This window comes from Bradyrhizobium sp. 1200_D9_N1_1, assembly GCF_052075915.1.
Lineage (GTDB): Bacteria > Pseudomonadota > Alphaproteobacteria > Rhizobiales > Xanthobacteraceae > Bradyrhizobium > Bradyrhizobium diazoefficiens.
Genome location: NZ_CP197226.1, coordinates 7,161,155 through 7,180,855, shown reverse-complemented (window position 1 = coordinate 7,180,855; position 19,701 = coordinate 7,161,155). Strand labels below are relative to the sequence as shown.

Below are 19,701 nucleotides of genomic sequence, written 5' to 3'. Positions count from 1 at the left end.
AGTCATGAATGCACATACCGGCACGGTTCGCGGCAAGGAGCGTTATCGCTCGGGCGTCATGGAATACAAGCGCATGGGCTATTGGGAGCCCGACTACACGCCAAAGGACACCGACGTCATCGCGCTGTTCCGCGTCACGCCTCAGGAGGGCGTCGATCCGATCGAGGCGTCCGCTGCGGTTGCCGGCGAGTCCTCGACCGCGACCTGGACGGTGGTGTGGACAGATCGCCTGACGGCCGCGGAGAAATATCGCGCGAAATGCTATCGCGTCGATCCGGTGCCGGGCACGCCGGGCTCGTATTTCGCCTACATCGCCTACGACCTCGACCTGTTCGAGCCGGGCTCGATCGCCAACCTCTCGGCCTCGATCATCGGCAACGTGTTCGGCTTCAAGCCGTTGAAGGCGCTGCGGCTCGAGGACATGCGATTCCCCGTCGCCTATGTGAAGACGTTCCAGGGGCCGGCGACCGGCATCGTGGTCGAGCGCGAGCGACTCGACAAGTTCGGCCGGCCGCTGCTCGGCGCAACCGTGAAGCCGAAGCTCGGGCTTTCGGGGCGTAACTATGGCCGCGTGGTCTACGAGGCGCTGAAGGGCGGGCTCGACTTCACCAAGGACGACGAGAACATCAACTCGCAGCCCTTCATGCATTGGCGCGACCGCTTCCTCTATTGCATTGAGGCCGTGAACCGCGCACAGGCGGCGTCGGGCGAGGTGAAGGGCACGTACCTCAACATCACCGCGGGAACGATGGAGGACATGTACGAGCGTGCGGAGTTCGCGAAGGAGCTCGGATCCTGCATCGTCATGATCGACCTCGTGATCGGCTACACCGCGATCCAGTCGATGGCCAAGTGGGCCCGGCGCAATGACATGATCCTGCATCTGCATCGCGCCGGCCACTCGACCTATACGCGGCAGAAGAGCCATGGCGTGTCGTTCCGTGTCATCGCCAAATGGATGCGGCTCGCCGGGGTAGATCACATCCATGCCGGCACGGTGGTCGGCAAGCTCGAAGGCGATCCCAACACCACGCGTGGCTACTACGATGTCTGCCGCGAGGATTTCAATCCGACCAAGCTCGAGCACGGCCTGTTCTTCGACCAGTCCTGGGCGAGCCTGAACAAGATGATGCCGGTGGCCTCCGGCGGCATCCATGCCGGCCAGATGCACCAGCTGCTCGATCTGTTGGGCGAGGACGTCGTGCTGCAATTCGGCGGTGGCACGATCGGCCATCCCATGGGGATCGCGGCCGGCGCGATCGCCAACCGCGTGGCGCTGGAAGCGATGATCCTCGCCCGCAACGAGGGGCGCGACTACGTCCACGAAGGCCCGGAGATCCTGGCCAAGGCGGCCCAGACCTGCACGCCGCTCAAGTCCGCGCTCGAGGTCTGGAAGGACGTGACCTTCAACTACCAGTCCACCGACACGCCGGACTTCGTGCCAACGGCGCTGGAAACCGTTTGAGGAGATGAGACATGAAACTGACCCAGGGCTGCTTCTCGTTCCTACCCGATCTGACCGACGACCAGATCTATAAGCAGGTGCAGTATTGCCTCGCCAAGGGCTGGGCGGTGAACATCGAGTTCACTGACGATCCGCATCCCCGCAACACCTATTGGGAGATGTGGGGCCTGCCGATGTTCGACCTCCAGGACGCCGCCGGCGTGATGATGGAGCTCGCGGAGTGCCGCAGGGTGTATGGCGACCGCTACATCCGCATCAGTGGCTTCGATTCCAGCCCTGGCTGGGAGTCGGTGCGAATCTCCTTCCTCGTCAACCGGCCGCCGCAGGAAGCCGAATTCGAGCTGGTGCGCCAGGAAGTGGGGGGACGCGCAATCCGCTACACCACCGTGCGAAAGGCTCCCGCACACGTGTCCTGATCATCCGTTTCCGCGCGGAGCTCTCCCTGCTCCGTTTCCTTGGCGGACCACTGCTTCGCCGCCTCCCCGCGGCGAAGCTCTTTTCTTCGAGGTGCCGATGCTTGACGTGCCCCATGCTACGACCGCCGAAGGCGGCGAGACCAATTTCGATCTCCGCAAGGAAGCCGAAGCGGCCGGGATTACGGATACGCTGCAGCAGCTCGAGCAGGAGCTGGTCGGCCTCCGGCCGGTCAAGAACCGTGTGCGCCAGATCGCTTCGCTTCTGCTGATCGAGCGCATCCGGCAGCGTGCGGGCCTCGCCTCCGCACCGCCGACGCTGCACATGTCGTTCACCGGCAATCCCGGCACCGGCAAGACCACCGTGGCGCTGCGCATGGCGAAGATCCTGCACGGGCTCGGTTTCGTGCGGCGCGGTCAGGTGATCTCCGTGACGCGTGACGATCTCGTCGGCCAGTATATCGGCCACACTGCGCCGAAGACGAAGGAGATCTTGAAGAAGGCGATGGGCGGCGTGCTGTTCATCGACGAGGCCTATTATCTGCACCGGCCGGACAATGAGCGCGACTACGGTCAGGAGGCGATCGAGATCCTGCTTCAGGTGATGGAGAACCAGCGCGAGGATCTCGTCGTGATCCTCGCCGGCTATGGCGAGCGAATGACCAGCTTCTTCGCCTCCAATCCCGGCTTCCGTTCGCGCATCGCCCACCACGTCGAGTTTCCGGACTATGCGGAAGCCGAGCTGCTCGTCATTGCCGAGCTGATGCTGAAGGAGCGCGGCTATCGCTTCTCGGCGACCGCGCGCGAGGCCTTTGAGAGATACATCGCGCTGCGGCGGACCCAGCCGTTCTTCTCCAACGCCCGCTCGATCCGCAATGCCGTCGATCGCATGCGGTTGCGGCAGGCCGATCGCCTGGTGTGCGATCTCGACCGGGTGCTCGACATTTCCGACCTCGAAACCATCGACCCCGTGGACGTGCTGGCGAGCCGCGTCTTCAGCGGCGGGGCCGACGTGCGGAGTGCAAAGCCATGACCAGCGAGATTCTTATCGCCCCCTCAATCCTGGCTGCAGACTTCGCCCGTCTCGGCGAGGAGATCGCGGCCATCGACGCGGCCGGCGCCGACTGGATCCATTGCGATGTCATGGACGGACATTTCGTCCCGAACATCAGCTTCGGCGCCGACGTCATCAAGGCGATCCGGCCGGTGACGAAGAAGGTCTTCGACGTGCATCTCATGATCGCGCCGGTCGATCCTTATCTCGATGCGTTCGCGAAGGCCGGGGCCGATGTCATCACCGTTCATGCCGAAGCGGGCCCGCATCTCGACCGCACACTGCAGGCGGTCCGTGCGCTCGGGAAAAAGGCCGGCGTCAGCCTGTGCCCGGCGACATCGGAAGGCGCGATCGAATACGTGCTCGACCGTATCGATCTGGTGTTGGTGATGACGGTCAATCCGGGCTTTGGCGGCCAGTCCTTCCTCGAGTCCCAGCTTGAAAAGATCAAGCGCATTCGAACCGTGATCGGCGACCGGCCGATCCGGCTCGAGGTCGATGGCGGCATCACGCGCGAGAACGCAGCTGCTGTAGCCGCCGCGGGTGCCGATACGCTCGTAGCTGGTTCCGCGGTGTTCCGCGGCAAGAGCAGCGCCGACTACGCCGGCAACATCGCGGCCATTCGCGTCGCCGCCGAGGCCGGCCGGGTTTCGAAGCTGCAGGATATTTCGGTGCAGCCGATGCGCGCCGGCGAAAGCGCGCGCCTCCGGTAGACTACGGGAGCCGTGCACCCCGGGTGTCGGTTGTGCCAACGCGTGCCACTTTCCTCCGGGGTTCCACGGAACCTGCCGCACAAGGTGATCGGATTCCTTCAGGTCGGGGTAACCACCGCGTCCGAGGCGAAGGTGCGATTAACGCCCGCGCAATGCTAGGTGTCTCAATCTGCGGTTCAGGAACGCGAGAGAGCGCGGGGATGCGGATCGAAGATATTTGCGGGCATGAGGCCCGCACGCGGCGTGGGGCGATGGCATGAGCATGCATCGCTTGTTCGCCGAGCAGCTTCGCTGTGCCACCGGAGCGACCGGACAGGTCGATGTCGTCAAGCTGGGCGAGCTCGTCAGTGCGGCCTATGAGGCGAACGAACGCGACCGCCACCGGGTCATCGACGCAAGTGCGCACACGCACGATGAGGTCGAGCAAGATCTGCTGCGGACCCGGGAGTTCCTCGACACCATCGTCGAAAACATCCCGATTGCCGTGTTTGCGAAATGCGCGAAGGATTCCCGCTACATCCTGCTCAACCGTGCCGGCGAGGACTATTACGGCCTGCCGCGTGAGCAGATGCTGGGGAGGACGCCCGAAGAGATTTTCCCGGCCGACGTCGCCCGCGTCGTCAACGAGCAGGATCGCCGGGTCGTGGACACCGGCGAGCCGATGTTCCTGGAGGGGCATCTGCTCGAAGTTGGTGTCAACGGTCACGATCGCGTCGTCAATTCACGCAAGCTGTTGATCAGGGATGGGAACGGTACGCCTCAATACGTGGTCGGTGTGATCGAGGACGTCACCGAGCAGCTCGCGAGCCAGGCACGCATCAGTCATCTTGCCCATCATGATGCCTTGACCGACTTGCCGAACCGCAGCGCCTTCAACGCGGAGCTGGACGAACGGCTGGAGCTGGCGCAGGAGGCGTTGACCAGTTTTGCGGTGCTCAGCCTCGATCTCGATCGCTTCAAGGAGGTCAACGACGTGTTCGGCCATCCCGTCGGCGACATGCTGATGCGGGCGGCGGCGGATCGCCTTGCCGCGGAAGCCGACGGCGCTTTCGTCGCCCGCATCGGCGGCGACGAGTTCATGATCCTGATGCCGGACAACGCCCGCCGCGAGGATATGCTGACGCTCGCCGAGCGCCTGGTCGAGGTCATAGGCAAGGAGCTCGAGATCGACGACTATCTCTCCCAGGTCGGCGTCAGCGTCGGCATCGCCGTTTATCCCGATGACGGCGTGGATGCCGCGACGCTGCTCGCCAACGCCGATTCCGCGCTCTATCGCGCCAAGCGCGAGGGCAGGGCCAGGGTCCGCTTCTTCGAATCCGAGACGGACCAGGAACTGCGCGATCGCAGGCTGTTGCAGCACGATCTGCGTCAGGCGCTGGAGCAGAACCAGTTCCTCGTCCACTTCCAGCCGCAGGCGCGAATGGATGGCGAGGTCATCGGCTTCGAGGCGCTGCTGCGCTGGAATCACCCGACGCGGGGCTTCGTGCCGCCGGACCGGTTCATTCCGCTCGCCGAGGAGAACGGGCTGATCGTCCAGATCGGCGAATGGGTTCTGCGCGAGGCTTGCCGCGAGGCGGCATCCTGGCCGCGGCCCCTGCAGGTCGCGGTCAATTTGTCACCGGTCCAGGTCCAGGCCGGCGACCTCGAGCGCTCGATCCACCAGATCCTGCTGGAGACGGGGCTTGCGCCGACGCGGCTCGAGGTCGAGATCACCGAGGGCGTGCTGATCGGCGATTTTACCCGCGCGCTCAACCTGCTGCGGCGGTTGAAGGCTCTCGGCATCCGCATTGCGATGGACGATTTCGGCACCGGCTACTCCTCGCTGTCCTATCTCCAGTCGTTTCCGTTCGACAAGATCAAGATCGATCGCAGCTTCATCTCCAACCTCGAGGCGACGCCGCAATCGGCCGAGATCGTCCGCGCGGTCCTGAGCCTCGCGCACGCGCTGAATATTCCGGTCATCGCTGAAGGGGTGGAGACGGAGGCGCAGCGCGCCTTCCTGGCGCGCGAGGCCTGCGAGGAGATGCAGGGCTATCTCGTCGGCCGTCCCGACCTGATCGAACGCTATCTCGACCTGGTCGGCGTGACCGTGGAACGCCGCCTCTACGCCTAGCCATCGCCGCCAGAAACGAAATGAGCCGCCGGTTCCATGCCCGCGCGGCTCCAAAGTCGCAGGCTGCGTTGAGCGCGTAGCCTTGGTGTACCGCCGTTACCTTGTTTGCGGCCATACGCAAAAATTTATACGCGCGATAAGGAAGTCCGGCTGTGCTTTGCCTCACACATGCCGTAACTTTGTGGCTGGGTCCGCATTGAGCCGTGCCAAGAACAATCGCCAAACAATTGTAAAGTTTGCGCCAAAGCAAAGCGGCCGCGTTGCAGCACAGGTTAACATTCCCGAGACTGACCGGCATTGCGCAGAAAATGTTTCGCACAAGTGCAATGCCCCTGACGCAAACCGGAGAAATAAGCCGGGTGTGACCGAGAGGGAGATTCTCATGGAGAACGTACGTCGCTACCGGGCGCTTGCGTCCCTCTGTCGCCAGCAGGCGGCCTATCGGCCGCTCCAGAACTGGGAACTCCTCGGCCAGGCCGAACATTTCGAATACCTCGCCGAACTCGCGCTGAAGGCGCATTTCGATGCGTGCAATGTGCAACGCGACGAGGACGCCACCGCAACCGCTGGATGGGAGACCCCCGCTGCGGCTTGAGAGCGTCGGGCCGGCTTCGGTCAGTGCGACATCAGCGTCGGCACCGTCATGGCTTCCAGCATGGCGCGGGTGACGCCGCCGAGAACGCGCTCCTGCAATCGCGAATGGCCGTAGCCGCCCATCACCAGGAGATCGAGGCTCTCGTCGGCCGCCAGCGACAGGATGGTCGGCTGAATCTCGGAGCGGGTCGCTGACAGGCCGACCGTGCGGGTCGAGAGCCCGCGCCGGCCGAGATGTCTTGCCAGATTGCCTGCCGACACTTCGCCGGGCACCGTGTCGGCTTCGTTGATCGTGATGATCACGATCTCTTCGGCGCGGGCCAGGAACGGTGCGGCGTCGCGCATCGCGCGGGCGGCGAGCCGGCTGCCGTCCCAGCAGATGCCGATCCGGTTCGCCTTGAAGGCGCCACGGAAGGTGTAAGGCAGGAACAGCACGGGGCCGCCCGCGTGGAACAGAATCTCGCGCGGCAGGTCGTTGTCGAACGAGCCTTGCTCCGGATTCGGCTGAAGTACGATGCTGAGATCGTGCAGTCGCGCCATCTCGCCGAGCGAGCCGGCCGCGTCCGCCGGAATCGCGCCGATCGGGCGGCACGTGTAGGAAATGCCGGCGTTCGCCGCTTCGCTTCCGAACACCGCGAGCGCGGCCTCGGCCCGCTCAACTGCCCGCTCGCGTTCCAGTTCGAACACGGCCGCCACGGCGGCCCCGCCCTCCATGACATAAGCCGCGCTGGTTGCGACATAGCCGACCGCGACCGCGTCGAGATGGGCGTTGAAATGCGCCGCGAGCGAGATCGAGCCGTCGATCACGGGACGCATCGGGCGCTCGGTCGGGACGTGGACGAGAATATCTTTGTACATGGCGCGCCTCCGATGGACATCATTCGGTGCCCGCAGTCTTTCACCGCGCGAAGGGGCGGCGTTGAGCTGCATCAAATGTGCAGCCCCGATTTTTGGCCCGGCCGCTGACCGCACCAACTTTGCCAAGATTTAATCGCGCGGACGGGACACCGTAAGGTCGCGGCGGCCATGTTGCGTGCAAGGCGACACCTGACCCAACATGGACATTTCGACATGAATGACCGCGTCAATTCCGACATCACCACGTCCCGCAGGATCTTGAAGCCGCGCCGGCTCGCGCTGCTCGGCACCGTGGCCGCGCTTGGCGTGGCTGTGCTGGCGGCATCTCCCGGCTCTTCGCCGCTCGGCGTGACCTCCTTCATCGCGCCGGCCCAGGCCGCGGAAAGCGCTGCGACTCCGCCGGGCTTCGGCGACCTCGTCGCCAGGGTCAAACCTGCCGTCATCTCGGTGCGGGTCAGGATCGACCAGGACAACGACAAGAGCGCGATGCTGCAACAGAACCGGATGGATTCCGACGAGGACGCGCCGTTCGACCAGTTCTCGCGGCAGTTCGGCTTCCGCCTTCCGGGTGGCATGAACGGCATGCCGCGCCAGCGTCACCAGATGGTCACGGGCGAAGGCTCCGGCTTCTTCATCTCAGCCGACGGCTATGCCGTGACCAACAACCACGTCGTCGACCACGCCGAGTCCGTGCAGGTCACCATGGACGACGGGACGAGCTACACCGCGAAGGTGGTCGGCACCGATCCGAAGACCGATCTCGCGCTGATCAAGGTCGATGGCAAGAAGGACTTTCCCTTCGTCAAGTTCTCCGACCAGAAGCCGCGGATCGGCGACTGGGTGGTCGCGGTCGGCAATCCCTTCGGCCTCGGCGGCACCGTGACCGCCGGCATCGTCTCGGCGAGCGGCCGCGACATCGGCAACGGCCCCTATGACGACTTCATCCAGATCGACGCGCCCATCAACAAGGGCAATTCCGGCGGCCCGGCCTTCGACATGAGCGGCAACGTGATAGGCGTGAACACTGCGATCTTCTCGCCGTCGGGCGGTTCGGTCGGCATCGGCTTCGACATTCCGGCCACGACCGCAAAGCTCGTCGTCGCGCAGTTGAAGGACAAGGGTGCGGTCACCCGCGGCTGGCTCGGCGTGCAGGTGCAGCCGGTGACATCAGAGATCGCCGACAGCCTCGGCCTGAAGGAGGCGCGCGGCGCGATCGTCGACAATCCGCAGGACAATAGCCCGGCGGCAAAGGCCGGCATCGAGGCGGGCGACGTCATCACCGCCGTCAACGGCACCGCGATCAAGGACTCCCGCGATCTCGCCCGCACCGTCGCCACGCTGGCGCCGGGCACGTCCGTGAAGCTCGACGTCTTCCACAAGGGCGCGAGCAAGACGGTGACCCTCGCGCTCGGCGAGCTGCCGAACGAGCGGCAGGCTCAAGGCAAGGCCGACGAGGGCAAGGCGCAGCCGGGCAACGGCACGCCGCGCCTCGGGCTCAGCTTGGCGCCGGCCGGCGACGTGCAGGGCGCCGGCCAGAAGGGCGTCGTCGTCACCGAGGTCGATCCGCAAGGGCCGGCGGCGCAGCGCGGCATCCAGACCGGCGACGTCATCCTCAATGTCGGCGGCAAGCCCGTCGCCAATGTCGGCGACGTCCGCGCCGAGCTGGCGCAGGCGAAATCGTCCGGCAAGAACAGCGTGCTGTTGCAGATCAGAAGCGCGGACGCGACCCGGTTCGTCGCGGTGCCGCTCGCGTAAGTCGAGCTCCACCAGCGCAAATCCAAAAGGGCGGCCTTCGGGCCGCCTTTTCTCGTTTGCATCCGGGATACCAACAGCCCGCCGATAACATTCTCGTTAACGGCAGCATTGGTGACGGGTTCGTCCGAAAAAGCCGCGTTCGCTCGTCAGAGTTCGAAATCGCGTGTCGCCTTGGCGGCAATGAAGACGCCAAGGCGAGCTGCTAGAGTGGAACTTCGGACGTCCGGCCGTTTTGTGGAACCGGCCGGCGGTTCGTATTTGATCGGTGCCGACATGGATCGATTGAAGCTCTCGCTGAGATGTGCGCTGCTCGTGGCGCCGCTCGTACTGTCGGCTGGAAGCGCCCTGGGGCGTGATGACGGCCGCTACGCCGATTCGCCGCTCAAGCCCTGGTTCGACAGTCTGCGCAGCCATCTCGGCCCGTGCTGCTCGGATGCCGACGGATTTGCCGTCTCCGATCCCGATTGGGAATCGCATGACGGGCACTATCGCGTCCGCCTCGATGGGCAGTGGGTCGATGTGCCCGATGAAGCCGTCATCACCGAGCCGAACCGCGCCGGTCGCACCATGGTGTGGCCGGTGAAGACCGCGTTTGGCATCTCGATCCGCTGCTTCATGCCGGGCAGCATGATCTAGCGCCGATTGCCACTACCGCTTGGCGGATTTGCGCTTGGACTTTTTCTTGGCTGCTCTCTTGGCCGTCTTCTTCTTGGCAGTTTTCTTCGAGGCCTTTTTCGGGACCTTCTTGCCTTTCTTGCGCGCCTTCGACAGGCCGATTGCGATCGCCTGCTTGCGGCTCTTCACGCGTCCGCCGCGACCACCGCGGCCGCTCTTGGCCGTGCCCTTCTTGTAGCGCCGCATTTCGCTTTCGACATCGCTCCCGGCGCTGCGCGAGTAACGGCGCTTCTTTGCCTTGCGTGCCATTCAGATTCTCCCTTGGCCGGGAGAAAACCATTCGACACAGGCATGGTTCCGAAGGCGCGCCCGCAACGTCCGGATGCGCGACGCAGCCTGGCTAGAAGGAATTCGCCAGTTCGATCTCCGCCTCGAGCACCTGGATGCGGCGCGCAGCTTCAGTGAAGGACAGACCCCGATCATATTGCGTGGGCTGATAGGCCTCCTCGCTGAGCCGCTTCAACCTCAGGCCTTGTGCCCGCGTCATCTGCTCCGCGAGGAAAACCCTGGCGTCGTATTTACCTTGAACCTGCATCTGGCCTCTCCGTTCTGAAATCGTGACTTGACTATATGTTCTTATTTTGTTCTAACAAGCCATGGACAACAGAATTAATGAAATTCGACGTAAGATCAGTGCCTTGAGGCTGGAAATGGCCGATGTCGAGGCGTCCGTGCGCGAGCTCGTCGACCGCGATCGCGACTGCACAGAAAAGGCCCTGGCGCAGATGGATCTGCGCCGGAAAATCAATCTGCTGATCGGCGAATGGAAGGCGGCTGGCGGTGGTGATGTCCTGCCGGATGTTCGCGATCGTGTACGTCTTCGTTCCCTCAAGAAAGCCGCTGATCCCGCGCGCGCAATCGTGCGTCGCTGAGACATTTGGGAGCATGCCGTGGAGGAAGACCCGGACACGTACCGGATCTTGAGACTGCGCGCCGAGATCCTGGAGCTGGGGTCCGCGATCCGGCAATTGCAGCGTGAGGGTCTCGACGACGCTGCGGCCCAGCTTCTGATCGCGCGCAAGCGGGCGCGGCTCGACCATCTCGTGAAGACAAACTCCGCAGGCGGCCCGAACATCGCCGACATCCGGCGCAGCTAAAGGCGTGCGCCGACGATGTGGCGTGAGAAGGATTGTATCGAACAGCAAAGCAAGAAGGCCCCGCGATCACGGGGCCTTCGATGAACGGCGGCGAGTCTACTTGGTGTTGCCAGTACCCTTGTTCGTCATGGTGCCGCCCTGATCGGAGCCGGGACCGGAGCCGCCCTGACCGGAAGGATCGGCGCCCTTGGATTTCGTGTTGGCGCCCGTCGTCTGCGAGGACGACGTCGAGGACTCATGTTTCGCCTTGTGCGACTTCGCCTGTGCGGCGAACGGGGCGGCGGCGAGGCCGGTTGCCAACATCACGGCGAGGGCGAGCTTGGTCGTCTTCATGCGCAGGAACTCCCTGAGTTAAAATGACGCAGGCAGCCAACTGCCATTCGCCGCAGGAGTTCCCGGCAAAGCAGCCTCGCGGGTTTCACGCGCGCTTCAAAATTCCTTGTCCTCGGCGATGATGAACACGATGCCCGTGAGCATCGCGCCGATCGCGAACGTCGTCACCAGCGTGACGACGAAAACGGCCGCGGCTGAATCTCCGCCATGGTTCAGCAAATTTGCCACCGCCGGGTTGGACAGAATGAGCACGAGACCGAAGGCGAGGCCGATCGCCGCGCCCATCATCGCGTGCGTCAAGAGCGTGATGATGCCGGAAGGAGAGATCAGCCTTGGCGACTTTTTCGGCGACTTTTTCGCGCCCATGGAACCGCCCTCGATCTTGCATGCAACGCAGCCGGCGATTGCGGGTTCCATCGGCATGAACGATTTGTCACGTCGGGCTTCATCCGACGTTCATGCCCACCTTGCGACCATGGAGCCCGTCAACACGGGAACATTCGATATGGGTAAGGTTGTCTTTCTCTATCGCTCGCTGGCCTATCGAAACGCGGCCGCCGACATGCTGCGCAAGGCGCGCAAGCTGCCGCGCGGTGCCGAGCGAAGCGCGGCCCGCCGCTATGCGATGGCGTTACGCGATCTCGCGCAAACGGAAGCTTGGCTCGAAGGGCGCATCGCCCATGAACCTCGGCCGGTGCGGCGCATGAAGGTCGCCGCGTCGGGTTAACCCGACGCGCGCTGGAGCGCGAGGGAGGTGGTGCCCTCGAACTTGCCGTGCGCGGCGCCGGTTGGGGTCTTCCGGGTCAACGGCACTTCCAGGCGGCACAACAGGCCCTCGGCGCGCCAATCGAATTGCGCCTTTCCGCCGAGCTGGGACTCGACGCTCGCAAGCAGGCTCCGCGTGCCGAAGCCGCGAGATTTCGGCGTCCTCACCAGCGGACCGCCGGATTCCTCCCAGATCAGTGTGAGGTGATCCTCCTCGACCTGCCAGCCGATCATGAGCCGGCCCGACCGCGTCGAGAGCGCGCCATACTTGGCCGAGTTGGTGAAAAGCTCGTGCAGCGCGAGCGCCAGCGTCTGGGCGGTTGCCGGCAGCAACTGAACCTCGGGCCCCGCCAGCTTGATCTGGCCACCGAGCGAGTAGGGCGCGAGCTCCTCGTCGATCAGCTTCGAGAGTTCGGCGCCCTGCCAGCTCGACAGCGACAGGATCGTATGCACGCGCGCCAGCGCGTTGATGCGTCCCTCGACGGCGTTGACGTAGGCCTTGACCTCGTCGGCACGGGTGAGACGCACGATCGATTGCGCCAGCGCCAGCGCATTCTTGGCGCGATGATCGACTTCCCGCGCCAGCAGATTCTGCCGCTCCTCGGCCCGCTTGCGCTCGGTGATGTCCACGGTGACACCGCTCACGCGCACCACGCGGCCGCTATTGTCGGCGGTGGCGGCAGCCGTGCCGACACACCAGCGCACATCGCCGTCGGGCCGCACAATGCGGAATTCCGTCTCATAGGCGCGTGTGCCCTTGCTGAATTCGGCGATCGCCTTGCGCAATTGGTCGACGTCATCGGGATGCAACAGTGCCTGAACGTTGGCCGGATTGACCTCGAAGCTCTCCGGGCTCACGCCAAAGATGCGATACTGCCCCTCGTCCCACATCCAGTCGCCGCTGACCCAGTCCCAGTCCCATGATCCCATCTTGCCGGCGGCGATCGCCATGCTGCGACGCTCTTCGCTCTCGCGCAGCTTCGCCGTGGAGTTCTCCAATTCCGCGGTGCGTGCACGGACACGGTCTTCGAGATCGTGGTTCAGCCGTTCGAGCTCGCGGGTCTTCCGGTACAGCTCGGCAAACACCTTGACTTTGGCGCGCAGCACCTCCGGCACGACCGGCACCGGAACATAGTCGACCGCACCCATCTCATAGCCGCGCAACCGGTCGATGTCGCTCACCTGAATGGCCGAGATGAAGATCATCGCCGTCTTCTGGAAGCGCGGATGCTCCCGGATCATCGCCGCGAGCTCGAAGCCGTCGAGCTCGGGCATGCAGACGTCGACCAGGATCACCGCGATCTCGGTCTTGAGCAGAACCTCCAGCGCTTCGCGGCCGGACGAGGCGATCACGAGGTTCTCGCCGAGTTCCTTCAAGATCACCTCATAGGCGAGCAGCTTGGCCGGCTGGTCGTCGACGAGGAGGATGTTGACCTTTTCGTGGTCCATTCGCGCATCCAGCTCAGCGGTGCAGCCACATGCGGATCGCAAGCAGCAATTGATCGGTGTTGACGGGCTTGGCGAGGTAGTCGGACGCGCCGGCCTCCAGGCATTTCTCGCGGTCGCCCTTCATCGCCTTGGCGGTCAGCGCGATGATCGGCAGGCGCAAGAAGGCCGGGTTCTCGCGGATCACGCCGATGGTCTGATATCCATCCATCTGAGGCATCATGATGTCCATCAGGACGATGGCGATTTCCGGGTTGGACTCGACCAGCGTCACCGCCTCGCGGCCGGTGGTCGCCGTCAGCACCTTCATGCCGCGCCGTTCCAGCACGCTCGACAACGCGAAGATGTTGCGGGCGTCGTCGTCGACGAGCAGCGCGGTCTTGCCGATCAGGTCCTCGTCGGAACTGTTCAGCTTCTCCAGCATGCGCTGCTTCTCGACCGGCAGTTCCGTGATCACGCGATGCAGGAACAACGCGGTCTCGTCGAGCAGGCGCTCCGGCGATTCCACGCCCTTGACCACGATGCTGCGCGCCATGGTGTGGAGCTCGGCATCTTCCTCCGCCGAGAGCTCGCGGCCGGTGAACACCACGACCGGAATGTTCGAAAGTGCTTCGTCGTGACGGATCTGGTCCAGCACCTCGAAGCCGCTCATGTCCGGCAATCTCAAGTCCAGCACCACGCAATCGCAGGGCGCCTCGCGCAGCGTCGAGAGTGCGCCGGCGCCGGTGTCGGTCGTCACGATCTCGATATCGTCGTGATGCAGGAGCTCGCGGATCGAGAGCTGTTCGGCCTCGTTGTCCTCGACGATCAAGAGCCGCTTGCGGCGCGGCCGCGCATATTCCTTGATCTGCGTTAGCGCGGCCGAAACCCCTTCGGTCGTCGTCGGCTTGTTGACGAAGGAGAAGGCGCCGCGCGCCAGCGCATGCTGGCGGTCCTCGTCGAGCGTGATGATCTGCACGGGGATGTGGCGCGTCAGCGGATTGTGCTTGAGCTGGCTCAGCACGGTCCAGCCGAGCATGTCCGGCAGGAACACGTCGAGCGAGACCGCTCTCGGCTGGTATTGCTTGGCAAGTTCCAGCGCCTCGGCACCGCGGGCCGCCACCAGCACCTTGAAGCCCTTGTCGCGTGCGAGATCGACCAGCACGCGTGCGTAATGCGGGTCATCCTCGACGATCAGGAGGATGCTGTCGCCGGGTTCGAGGTTGAGGCGGTCGTCGGGAAGCTGCTCGATGACGCGCTGCTCGGGCGCCGTCGGTTGCAGCGCCGGCGGCTGGCTGTATTGCTGTGGCGTGGCGCGCGGCGCAAGTGTCGGGCCGGAATATTTCAACGGCAGATAAAGGGTGAAGGACGAACCCTTGCCCGGTGCGCTGCGCAGATGGATTTCGCCGCCGAGCAGGCTGGCGAGCTCGCGGCTGATGGCGAGGCCAAGGCCGGTGCCGCCGTATTTGCGGCTGGTGCCGGCGTCGGCCTGCTGGAAGGCCTCGAAGATCAGCTTCTGCTTCTCCAGGGGAATGCCGATGCCGGTATCCGACACCTCGAACGAGATCACGGCCGGCGCGGAGTTCAGCACCGGGTGATCCGTGCCCCACCCCCCGAGCGCACCGCCGACCTTCAGGCGCACTTCGCCTTCGGCGGTGAACTTGAAGGCGTTGGAAAGCAGGTTCTTCAGGACCTGTTGCAGGCGCTTGGAGTCGGTGACGATGCTGCGCGCGAGGTTCGGGTCGACGTCGATTTTGAATGACAGGTTGCGGTTTTCCGCCTCGTGCCGGAACGGCCGCCCGACGGTTTCGAGCAGGTTCGCGGTCAGGATTTCCTCGGCGTCCACCGTCACCGTGCCGGACTCGATCTTGGAGAGATCGAGAATGTCGCTGATGAGGTTGAGCAGGTCGGTGCCGGCGCCGTGGATGGTGCGGGCGAATTCGACCTGCTTGGCCGAGAGGTTGCCGTCCGGGTTGTCGGTGAGCTGCTGTCCGAGGATCAGGATCGAGTTCAGCGGCGTGCGCAGCTCGTGGCTCATATTGGCGAGGAATTCGGACTTGTACTTCGAGGTCAGCGCGAGCTCGGTCGCCTTCTCCTCGAGCGCGCGGCGGGCCTGCTCGATCTCCTGGTTCTTGCGCTCGACCTCGACGTTGCGCTCGGCGAGCTGCTGCGCCTTCTGCTCGAGCTGGTCGTTGGTCTGCTGCAATTCGCGCTGCTGGGTCTGAAGCTCGCCGGCCAGCTGCTGCGACTGCTTGAGCAGGCCTTCGGTCTGCATCGTCGCCTCGATCGAGTTGAGCACGATGCCGATGGAGTCGGTGAGCTGCTCCAGGAAGGTCATCTGCGAGGTCGTGAACGAGGTCAGCGAGGCGAGCTCGATCACGGCCTTGACCTGGCCCTCGAACAGCACCGGCAGCACCACGAGGTTCTTCGGGGCGACGCGGAACAGCGCCGAGTTGATCGGCACCACGTCGGAGGGAATATCCGCGACCACGCGCGGCCGCCTGTCGAGCGCGCATTGGCCGATCAGGCCGTCGCCGAACGGCAGTACGCGCTGGTAGGGGTAGATGCCGTCGCCGGCGTACGAGGCGAGCAGCAGGAGCTGTGGATTCTCCTCGTTCTCGACCTGGTAGATCACGCCGGTATGCGCGTTCACCAGCGGCGACAGCTCGGTCAGCAGCAGCCGGCCGACGGTGGCGAGGTCGCGCTGGCCCTGAAGCATGTTGGTGAATTTCGCGAGGTTGGTCTTCAGCCAGTCCTGCTCGGTGTTCACGTCCGTCGTGAGACGGAGGTTCGTGATCATCGTGTTGATGTTGTCTTTCAATTCCGCGACTTCGCCGCGGGCGTCGACCTGGATCGACCGCGTCAGGTCGCCCTTGGTCACGGCGGTCGCCACTTCCGCGATTGCGCGCACCTGCGAGGTGAGGTTGGCCGCCAGGAGGTTGACGTTGCCGGTGAGGTCCTTCCAGGTGCCGGCCGCACCGGGCACGTTGGCCTGGCCGCCGAGGCGGCCCTCGACGCCGACCTCGCGCGCCACCGACGTCACCTGGTCGGCGAAGGTCGCGAGCGTCTCGGTCATGTTGTTGATGGTGTCGGCGAGCGCCGCCACCTCGCCCCGCGATTTCATCGTCAGGTTCTGCTTGAGGTCGCCGTTGGCGACCGCGGTCACCACCTTGACGATGCCGCGCACCTGCTCGGTCAGGTTCGCGGCCATCAGATTGACGGTGTCGGTGAGGTCTTTCCAGGTGCCGGCAACGCCGGGCACCGCGGCCTGACCGCCGAGCTTGCCTTCGGTGCCGACCTCGCGCGCGACGCGGGTGACTTCACCGGCGAAGGCGTTGAGCTGGTCCACCATGGTGTTGATGGTGTTCTTCAGCTCGAGGATTTCCCCCTTCACGTCGACGGTGATCTTGCGCGACAGGTCGCCGCGGGCCACGGCCGTGGTCACTTCGGCGATGTTGCGGACCTGCGTGGTGAGGTTCGCAGCCAGGAGGTTGACGTTGTCGGTGAGGTCCTTCCAGGTGCCGCCGACGCCGGGCACGACGGCCTGACCGCCGAGCCGGCCCTCGGTGCCGACCTCGCGCGCCACGCGCGTCACTTCGGCGGCGAAGGAGCGGAGCTGCTCGACCATGGTGTTCAGGGTGTCCTTGAGCAGCAGGATCTCGCCGCGCACGTCCACCGTGATCTTCTTCGACAGGTCGCCGCCGGCGATCGCGGTCGCGACCTCGGCGATGTTGCGGACCTGGGCCGTCAGGTTCGAGGCCATGAAGTTGACGTTGTCGGTGAGGTCCTTCCAGGTGCCGGCGACGCCGGGCACCTCGGCCTGGCCGCCGAGCTTGCCTTCGGTGCCGACCTCGCGCGCGACGCGCGTCACTTCGCCGGCAAAGCCGTTGAGCTGGTCCACCATGGTGTTGATGGTGTTCTTCAGCTCGAGGATTTCGCCGCGCACGTCCACGGTGATCTTGCGCGAGAGGTCGCCGCGCGCCACGGCGGTGGTGACCTCGGCGATGTTGCGGACCTGGGCGGTGAGGTTGCCCGCCATCGAGTTCACGCTGTCGGTGAGATCCTTCCAGGTGCCGGCGACGCCGGGCACGTTGGCCTGGCCGCCGAGCCGGCCCTCGGTGCCGACCTCGCGCGCCACGCGCGTCACCTCGCCCGCGAAGCGGTTGAGCTGGTCGACCATCGTATTCAGCGTGTCCTTGAGCTGAAGGATCTCGCCGCGCACGTCCACCGTGATCTTGCGCGACAGGTCGCCGCCGGCGATCGCGGTTGCGACCTCGGCGATGTTGCGGACCTGGGCGGTGAGGTTACCGGCCATCGAGTTGACGCTGTCGGTGAGGTCCTTCCAGGTGCCGGCGACGCCGGGCACCTCGGCTTGGCCGCCGAGCTTGCCTTCGGTGCCGACCTCGCGCGCGACGCGCGTGACTTCGCCGGCGAAGGCGTTGAGCTGGTCGACCATTGTGTTGAGCGTTTCCTTCAGCTGAAGGATTTCGCCCGACACGTTCACGGTGATCTTCTTCGACAGGTCGCCCTTGGCCACGGCGGTGGCGACTTCGGCGATGTTGCGGACCTGCCCCGTCAGGTTCGAGGCCATCGAGTTGACGCTGTCCGTCAAATCTTTCCAGGTGCCGGCGACGCCGCGCACCTGGGCCTGGCCGCCGAGCTTGCCTTCGGTGCCGACCTCGCGGGCGACGCGCGTGACTTCGCCGGCGAAGGCGTTGAGCTGGTCCACCATGGTGTTGATGGTGTCTTTCAGCTCGAGGATCTCGCCGCGCACGTCCACGGTGATCTTCTTCGACAAGTCGCCGCCGGCGACCGCCGTCGTCACCTCGGCGATGTTGCGGACCTGTGCGGTCAGGTTCGACGCCATCGAGTTGACGCTTTCCGTGAGGTCCTTCCAGGTGCCGGCGACGCCGAGCACGTTGGCCTGACCGCCGAGCCGGCCCTCGGTACCGACCTCGCGGGCGACGCGCGTGACTTCGCCGGCGAAGGCGTTGAGCTGGTCGACCATTGTGTTGAGCGTTTCCTTCAGCTGAAGGATCTCGCCGGACACGTTCACGGTGATCTTCTTGGAGAGGTCGCCGCCGGCGATGGCGGTGGCGACGTCGGCGATGTTGCGGACCTGCGCGGTCAGGTTCGACGCCATGAAATTGACGTTGTCGGTGAGGTCCTTCCAGGTGCCGGCCACACCGGGCACCTGGGCCTGGCCGCCGAGTTTGCCTTCCGTGCCGACCTCGCGTGCGACGCGCGTCACTTCGGAGGCGAAGGAGTTGAGCTGGTCCACCATGGTGTTGATGGTGTCCTTCAGCTCCAGGATTTCGCCGCGCACGTCCACCGTGATCTTGCGGGACAAGTCGCCGCGCGCCACGGCGGTGGTGACGTTGGCGATGTTGCGGACCTGGGCCGTGAGGTTGCCGCACATCGCGTTCACGGAGTCGGTGAGATCCTTCCAGGTGCCGGCGACGCCGGGCACGATCGCCTGGCCGCCGAGCTTGCCGTCGGTGCCGACCTCGCGTGCCACGCGCGTCACTTCGGAGGCGAAGGAGCGGAGCTGGTCCACCATCGTGTTGATGGCTTCCTTGAGCTGAAGGATCTCGCCGCGGACGTCGACGGTGATCTTCTTGGACAAGTCGCCATTGGCAACCGCGATCGTCACCTCGGCGATGTTGCGAACCTGGTTGGTCAGGTTGTTCGCCATCGAGTTGACGCTCTCGGTCAGATCCTTCCAGACGCCGGTCACCTCGGGCACCTGGGCCTGGCCGCCGAGCTTGCCCTCGGTGCCGACCTCGCGCGCCACGCGCGTCACCTCGGAGGTGAATACGCCGAGCTGCTTGATCATGGTGTTGACGATGTTCGCCGACTGCAGGAATTCTCCGCGGAGCGGACGGCCGTCGACGTCGAGCTTGACGGTCTGGAGCAGGTCGCCTTGCGCCACCGCCGCGACCGCGCGGGTCACCTCGCGCGTCGGCCACAGCAAATCGTCGATCAGCGTGTTGACGGAGCCTTCCATGTCGGCCCAGGAGCCGGAGGCGAGGCCGAACTTCACACGCTGCCGGGTCTTGCCCTCGCGTCCCACCACCTGGCCGACCAGCTCGAGCTGCTGCGCCATGCGCTGGTTGGCGGCGATGATTTCATTAAAAGTGTCGGCGATCTTGCCATCGATACCGAGATAGTCGCCGCTCATACGCACGGAGAAATCGCCGCTGCGCATGGCCTGTAAGGCGAGGAGCAATTCCGGTCGGGAATCGGGCTCCGACGTACCGTTGATTTTTGGCTTTGGGACGCGACGACCGGAGCGTGATGCAGATCCGGGATCGAGGTCGCTCATACTGATTCCCCCGCAAGCGTCGGCCGAATCTTAGGCGTGACGCAATTAGTCAAACTAGAGCGTCAGCCTAATTCGAAATCAAGCGCCAAGGTTGCGGCGCGAGGAAATGGAACCTG

General features: G+C 64.7%; 18 protein-coding genes. 11 read left to right on the top strand and 7 right to left on the bottom strand.

What is annotated here, in order from left to right:
- Positions 1–4 precede the first annotated feature (4 nt).
- The 6 genes from AB5K84_RS34290 to AB5K84_RS34265 all read left to right on the top strand — a co-directional run bounded on the left by AB5K84_RS34290 (position 5) and on the right by AB5K84_RS34265 (position 6,353).
- Entirely contained in the window at positions 5–1,465 is a 1,461-nt protein-coding gene (locus AB5K84_RS34290; RefSeq protein WP_011085371.1) for a form I ribulose bisphosphate carboxylase large subunit, read from the top strand.
- 11 nt (positions 1,466–1,476) lie between these two features.
- Positions 1,477–1,881 (top strand): ribulose bisphosphate carboxylase small subunit, encoded by a 405-nt coding sequence (locus tag AB5K84_RS34285; RefSeq protein ID WP_011085372.1) that lies wholly within the window; start codon positions 1,477–1,479, stop codon positions 1,879–1,881.
- Between the two features lie 97 nt (positions 1,882–1,978).
- On the top strand, positions 1,979–2,911 hold the full coding sequence (cbbX, locus tag AB5K84_RS34280; RefSeq protein ID WP_038965909.1) for a CbbX protein: 933 nt from the start codon (positions 1,979–1,981) through the stop codon (positions 2,909–2,911).
- A complete protein-coding gene (gene rpe, locus AB5K84_RS34275) occupies positions 2,908–3,645 on the top strand; it encodes a ribulose-phosphate 3-epimerase (protein WP_011085374.1) in 738 nt (245 codons plus the stop codon). The genes cbbX and rpe overlap by 4 nt, the downstream gene beginning before the upstream one ends.
- 256 nt (positions 3,646–3,901) lie before the next feature.
- Complete coding sequence (locus AB5K84_RS34270) at positions 3,902–5,758, top strand: putative bifunctional diguanylate cyclase/phosphodiesterase (protein WP_011085375.1); 1,857 nt, start codon at positions 3,902–3,904, stop codon at positions 5,756–5,758.
- Between the two features lie 382 nt (positions 5,759–6,140).
- Positions 6,141–6,353: a hypothetical protein gene (locus AB5K84_RS34265; RefSeq protein WP_028175381.1), complete on the top strand. Its 213-nt coding sequence runs from the start codon at positions 6,141–6,143 to the stop codon at positions 6,351–6,353.
- 20 nt (positions 6,354–6,373) lie between these two features.
- On the opposite strand, the gene AB5K84_RS34260 is transcribed toward AB5K84_RS34265, so the two are convergent.
- On the bottom strand, positions 6,374–7,210 hold the full coding sequence (locus tag AB5K84_RS34260; protein WP_028175380.1) for a universal stress protein: 837 nt from the start codon (positions 7,208–7,210) through the stop codon (positions 6,374–6,376).
- Positions 7,211–7,423: 213 nt separating this feature from the next.
- Here AB5K84_RS34260 and AB5K84_RS34255 point away from each other — a divergent pair, with 213 nt between their 5' ends.
- Together AB5K84_RS34255 and AB5K84_RS34250 are read left to right on the top strand one after the other, a co-directional pair.
- A complete protein-coding gene (locus AB5K84_RS34255; protein ID WP_028175379.1) occupies positions 7,424–8,965 on the top strand; it encodes a Do family serine endopeptidase in 1,542 nt (513 codons plus the stop codon).
- 273 nt (positions 8,966–9,238) lie between these two features.
- Positions 9,239–9,601, top strand: a complete 363-nt coding sequence (locus tag AB5K84_RS34250; protein WP_028175378.1) for a hypothetical protein — start codon at positions 9,239–9,241, stop codon at positions 9,599–9,601.
- A gap of 12 nt (positions 9,602–9,613) precedes the next feature.
- Here AB5K84_RS34250 and AB5K84_RS34245 read toward each other — a convergent pair whose 3' ends face one another.
- Positions 9,614–9,889 (bottom strand): DUF6496 domain-containing protein, encoded by a 276-nt coding sequence (locus AB5K84_RS34245; protein WP_011085379.1) that lies wholly within the window; start codon positions 9,887–9,889, stop codon positions 9,614–9,616.
- A gap of 91 nt (positions 9,890–9,980) precedes the next feature.
- Positions 9,981–10,175: a DUF3072 domain-containing protein gene (locus tag AB5K84_RS34240; RefSeq protein ID WP_028175376.1), complete on the bottom strand. Its 195-nt coding sequence runs from the start codon at positions 10,173–10,175 to the stop codon at positions 9,981–9,983.
- 115 nt (positions 10,176–10,290) lie between these two features.
- Between AB5K84_RS34240 and AB5K84_RS34235 the strand changes: the two genes are divergently transcribed.
- Together AB5K84_RS34235 and AB5K84_RS34230 are read left to right on the top strand one after the other, a co-directional pair.
- Positions 10,291–10,512 (top strand): hypothetical protein, encoded by a 222-nt coding sequence (locus AB5K84_RS34235; RefSeq protein ID WP_038965906.1) that lies wholly within the window; start codon positions 10,291–10,293, stop codon positions 10,510–10,512.
- Between the two features lie 18 nt (positions 10,513–10,530).
- Positions 10,531–10,737, top strand: a complete 207-nt coding sequence (locus AB5K84_RS34230) for a hypothetical protein (RefSeq protein WP_038965905.1) — start codon at positions 10,531–10,533, stop codon at positions 10,735–10,737.
- A gap of 96 nt (positions 10,738–10,833) precedes the next feature.
- Here the strand turns inward: AB5K84_RS34230 and AB5K84_RS34225 are convergent, their stop codons facing one another.
- Together AB5K84_RS34225 and AB5K84_RS34220 are read right to left on the bottom strand one after the other, a co-directional pair.
- Entirely contained in the window at positions 10,834–11,070 is a 237-nt protein-coding gene (locus tag AB5K84_RS34225) for a hypothetical protein (RefSeq protein ID WP_011085382.1), read from the bottom strand.
- 96 nt (positions 11,071–11,166) lie between these two features.
- Positions 11,167–11,436: a hypothetical protein gene (locus tag AB5K84_RS34220; protein WP_028175372.1), complete on the bottom strand. Its 270-nt coding sequence runs from the start codon at positions 11,434–11,436 to the stop codon at positions 11,167–11,169.
- Between AB5K84_RS34220 and AB5K84_RS34215 the strand changes: the two genes are divergently transcribed.
- Positions 11,378–11,797 carry a hypothetical protein gene (locus tag AB5K84_RS34215; protein ID WP_231166658.1) on the top strand — a complete coding sequence of 140 codons (420 nt, stop codon included), beginning with the start codon at positions 11,378–11,380 and terminating at the stop codon, positions 11,795–11,797. The genes AB5K84_RS34220 and AB5K84_RS34215 overlap by 59 nt on opposite strands.
- Here AB5K84_RS34215 and AB5K84_RS34210 read toward each other — a convergent pair.
- A complete protein-coding gene (locus AB5K84_RS34210) occupies positions 11,794–13,284 on the bottom strand; it encodes an HWE histidine kinase domain-containing protein (RefSeq protein ID WP_011085384.1) in 1,491 nt (496 codons plus the stop codon). The genes AB5K84_RS34215 and AB5K84_RS34210 overlap by 4 nt on opposite strands.
- A gap of 13 nt (positions 13,285–13,297) precedes the next feature.
- Positions 13,298–19,585, bottom strand: a complete 6,288-nt coding sequence (locus tag AB5K84_RS34205) for a HAMP domain-containing protein (protein WP_097531877.1) — start codon at positions 19,583–19,585, stop codon at positions 13,298–13,300.
- Positions 19,586–19,701 lie beyond the last annotated feature (116 nt).

Excerpts from the sequence above, each read along its gene's own strand:
- AB5K84_RS34210 (WP_011085384.1), bottom strand. The coding sequence starts at position 13,284 with ATGGACCACGAAAAGGTCAACATCCTCCTCGTCGACGACCAGCCGGCC.
- AB5K84_RS34240 (WP_028175376.1), bottom strand. The coding sequence starts at position 10,175 with ATGCAGGTTCAAGGTAAATACGACGCCAGGGTTTTCCTCGCGGAGCAG.
- AB5K84_RS34255 (WP_028175379.1), top strand. The coding sequence starts at position 7,424 with ATGAATGACCGCGTCAATTCCGACATCACCACGTCCCGCAGGATCTTG.
- AB5K84_RS34250 (WP_028175378.1), top strand. The coding sequence starts at position 9,239 with ATGGATCGATTGAAGCTCTCGCTGAGATGTGCGCTGCTCGTGGCGCCG.
- cbbX (WP_038965909.1), top strand. The coding sequence starts at position 1,979 with ATGCTTGACGTGCCCCATGCTACGACCGCCGAAGGCGGCGAGACCAAT.
- AB5K84_RS34245 (WP_011085379.1), bottom strand. The coding sequence starts at position 9,889 with ATGGCACGCAAGGCAAAGAAGCGCCGTTACTCGCGCAGCGCCGGGAGC.
- rpe (WP_011085374.1), top strand. The coding sequence starts at position 2,908 with ATGACCAGCGAGATTCTTATCGCCCCCTCAATCCTGGCTGCAGACTTC.
- AB5K84_RS34235 (WP_038965906.1), top strand. The coding sequence starts at position 10,291 with ATGGCCGATGTCGAGGCGTCCGTGCGCGAGCTCGTCGACCGCGATCGC.
- AB5K84_RS34265 (WP_028175381.1), top strand. The coding sequence starts at position 6,141 with ATGGAGAACGTACGTCGCTACCGGGCGCTTGCGTCCCTCTGTCGCCAG.
- AB5K84_RS34285 (WP_011085372.1), top strand. The coding sequence starts at position 1,477 with ATGAAACTGACCCAGGGCTGCTTCTCGTTCCTACCCGATCTGACCGAC.
- AB5K84_RS34225 (WP_011085382.1), bottom strand. The coding sequence starts at position 11,070 with ATGAAGACGACCAAGCTCGCCCTCGCCGTGATGTTGGCAACCGGCCTC.
- AB5K84_RS34260 (WP_028175380.1), bottom strand. The coding sequence starts at position 7,210 with ATGTACAAAGATATTCTCGTCCACGTCCCGACCGAGCGCCCGATGCGT.
- AB5K84_RS34220 (WP_028175372.1), bottom strand. The coding sequence starts at position 11,436 with ATGGGCGCGAAAAAGTCGCCGAAAAAGTCGCCAAGGCTGATCTCTCCT.
- AB5K84_RS34215 (WP_231166658.1), top strand. The coding sequence starts at position 11,378 with ATGATGCCGGAAGGAGAGATCAGCCTTGGCGACTTTTTCGGCGACTTT.
- AB5K84_RS34270 (WP_011085375.1), top strand. The coding sequence starts at position 3,902 with ATGAGCATGCATCGCTTGTTCGCCGAGCAGCTTCGCTGTGCCACCGGA.
- AB5K84_RS34290 (WP_011085371.1), top strand. The coding sequence starts at position 5 with ATGAATGCACATACCGGCACGGTTCGCGGCAAGGAGCGTTATCGCTCG.
- AB5K84_RS34205 (WP_097531877.1), bottom strand. The coding sequence starts at position 19,585 with ATGAGCGACCTCGATCCCGGATCTGCATCACGCTCCGGTCGTCGCGTC.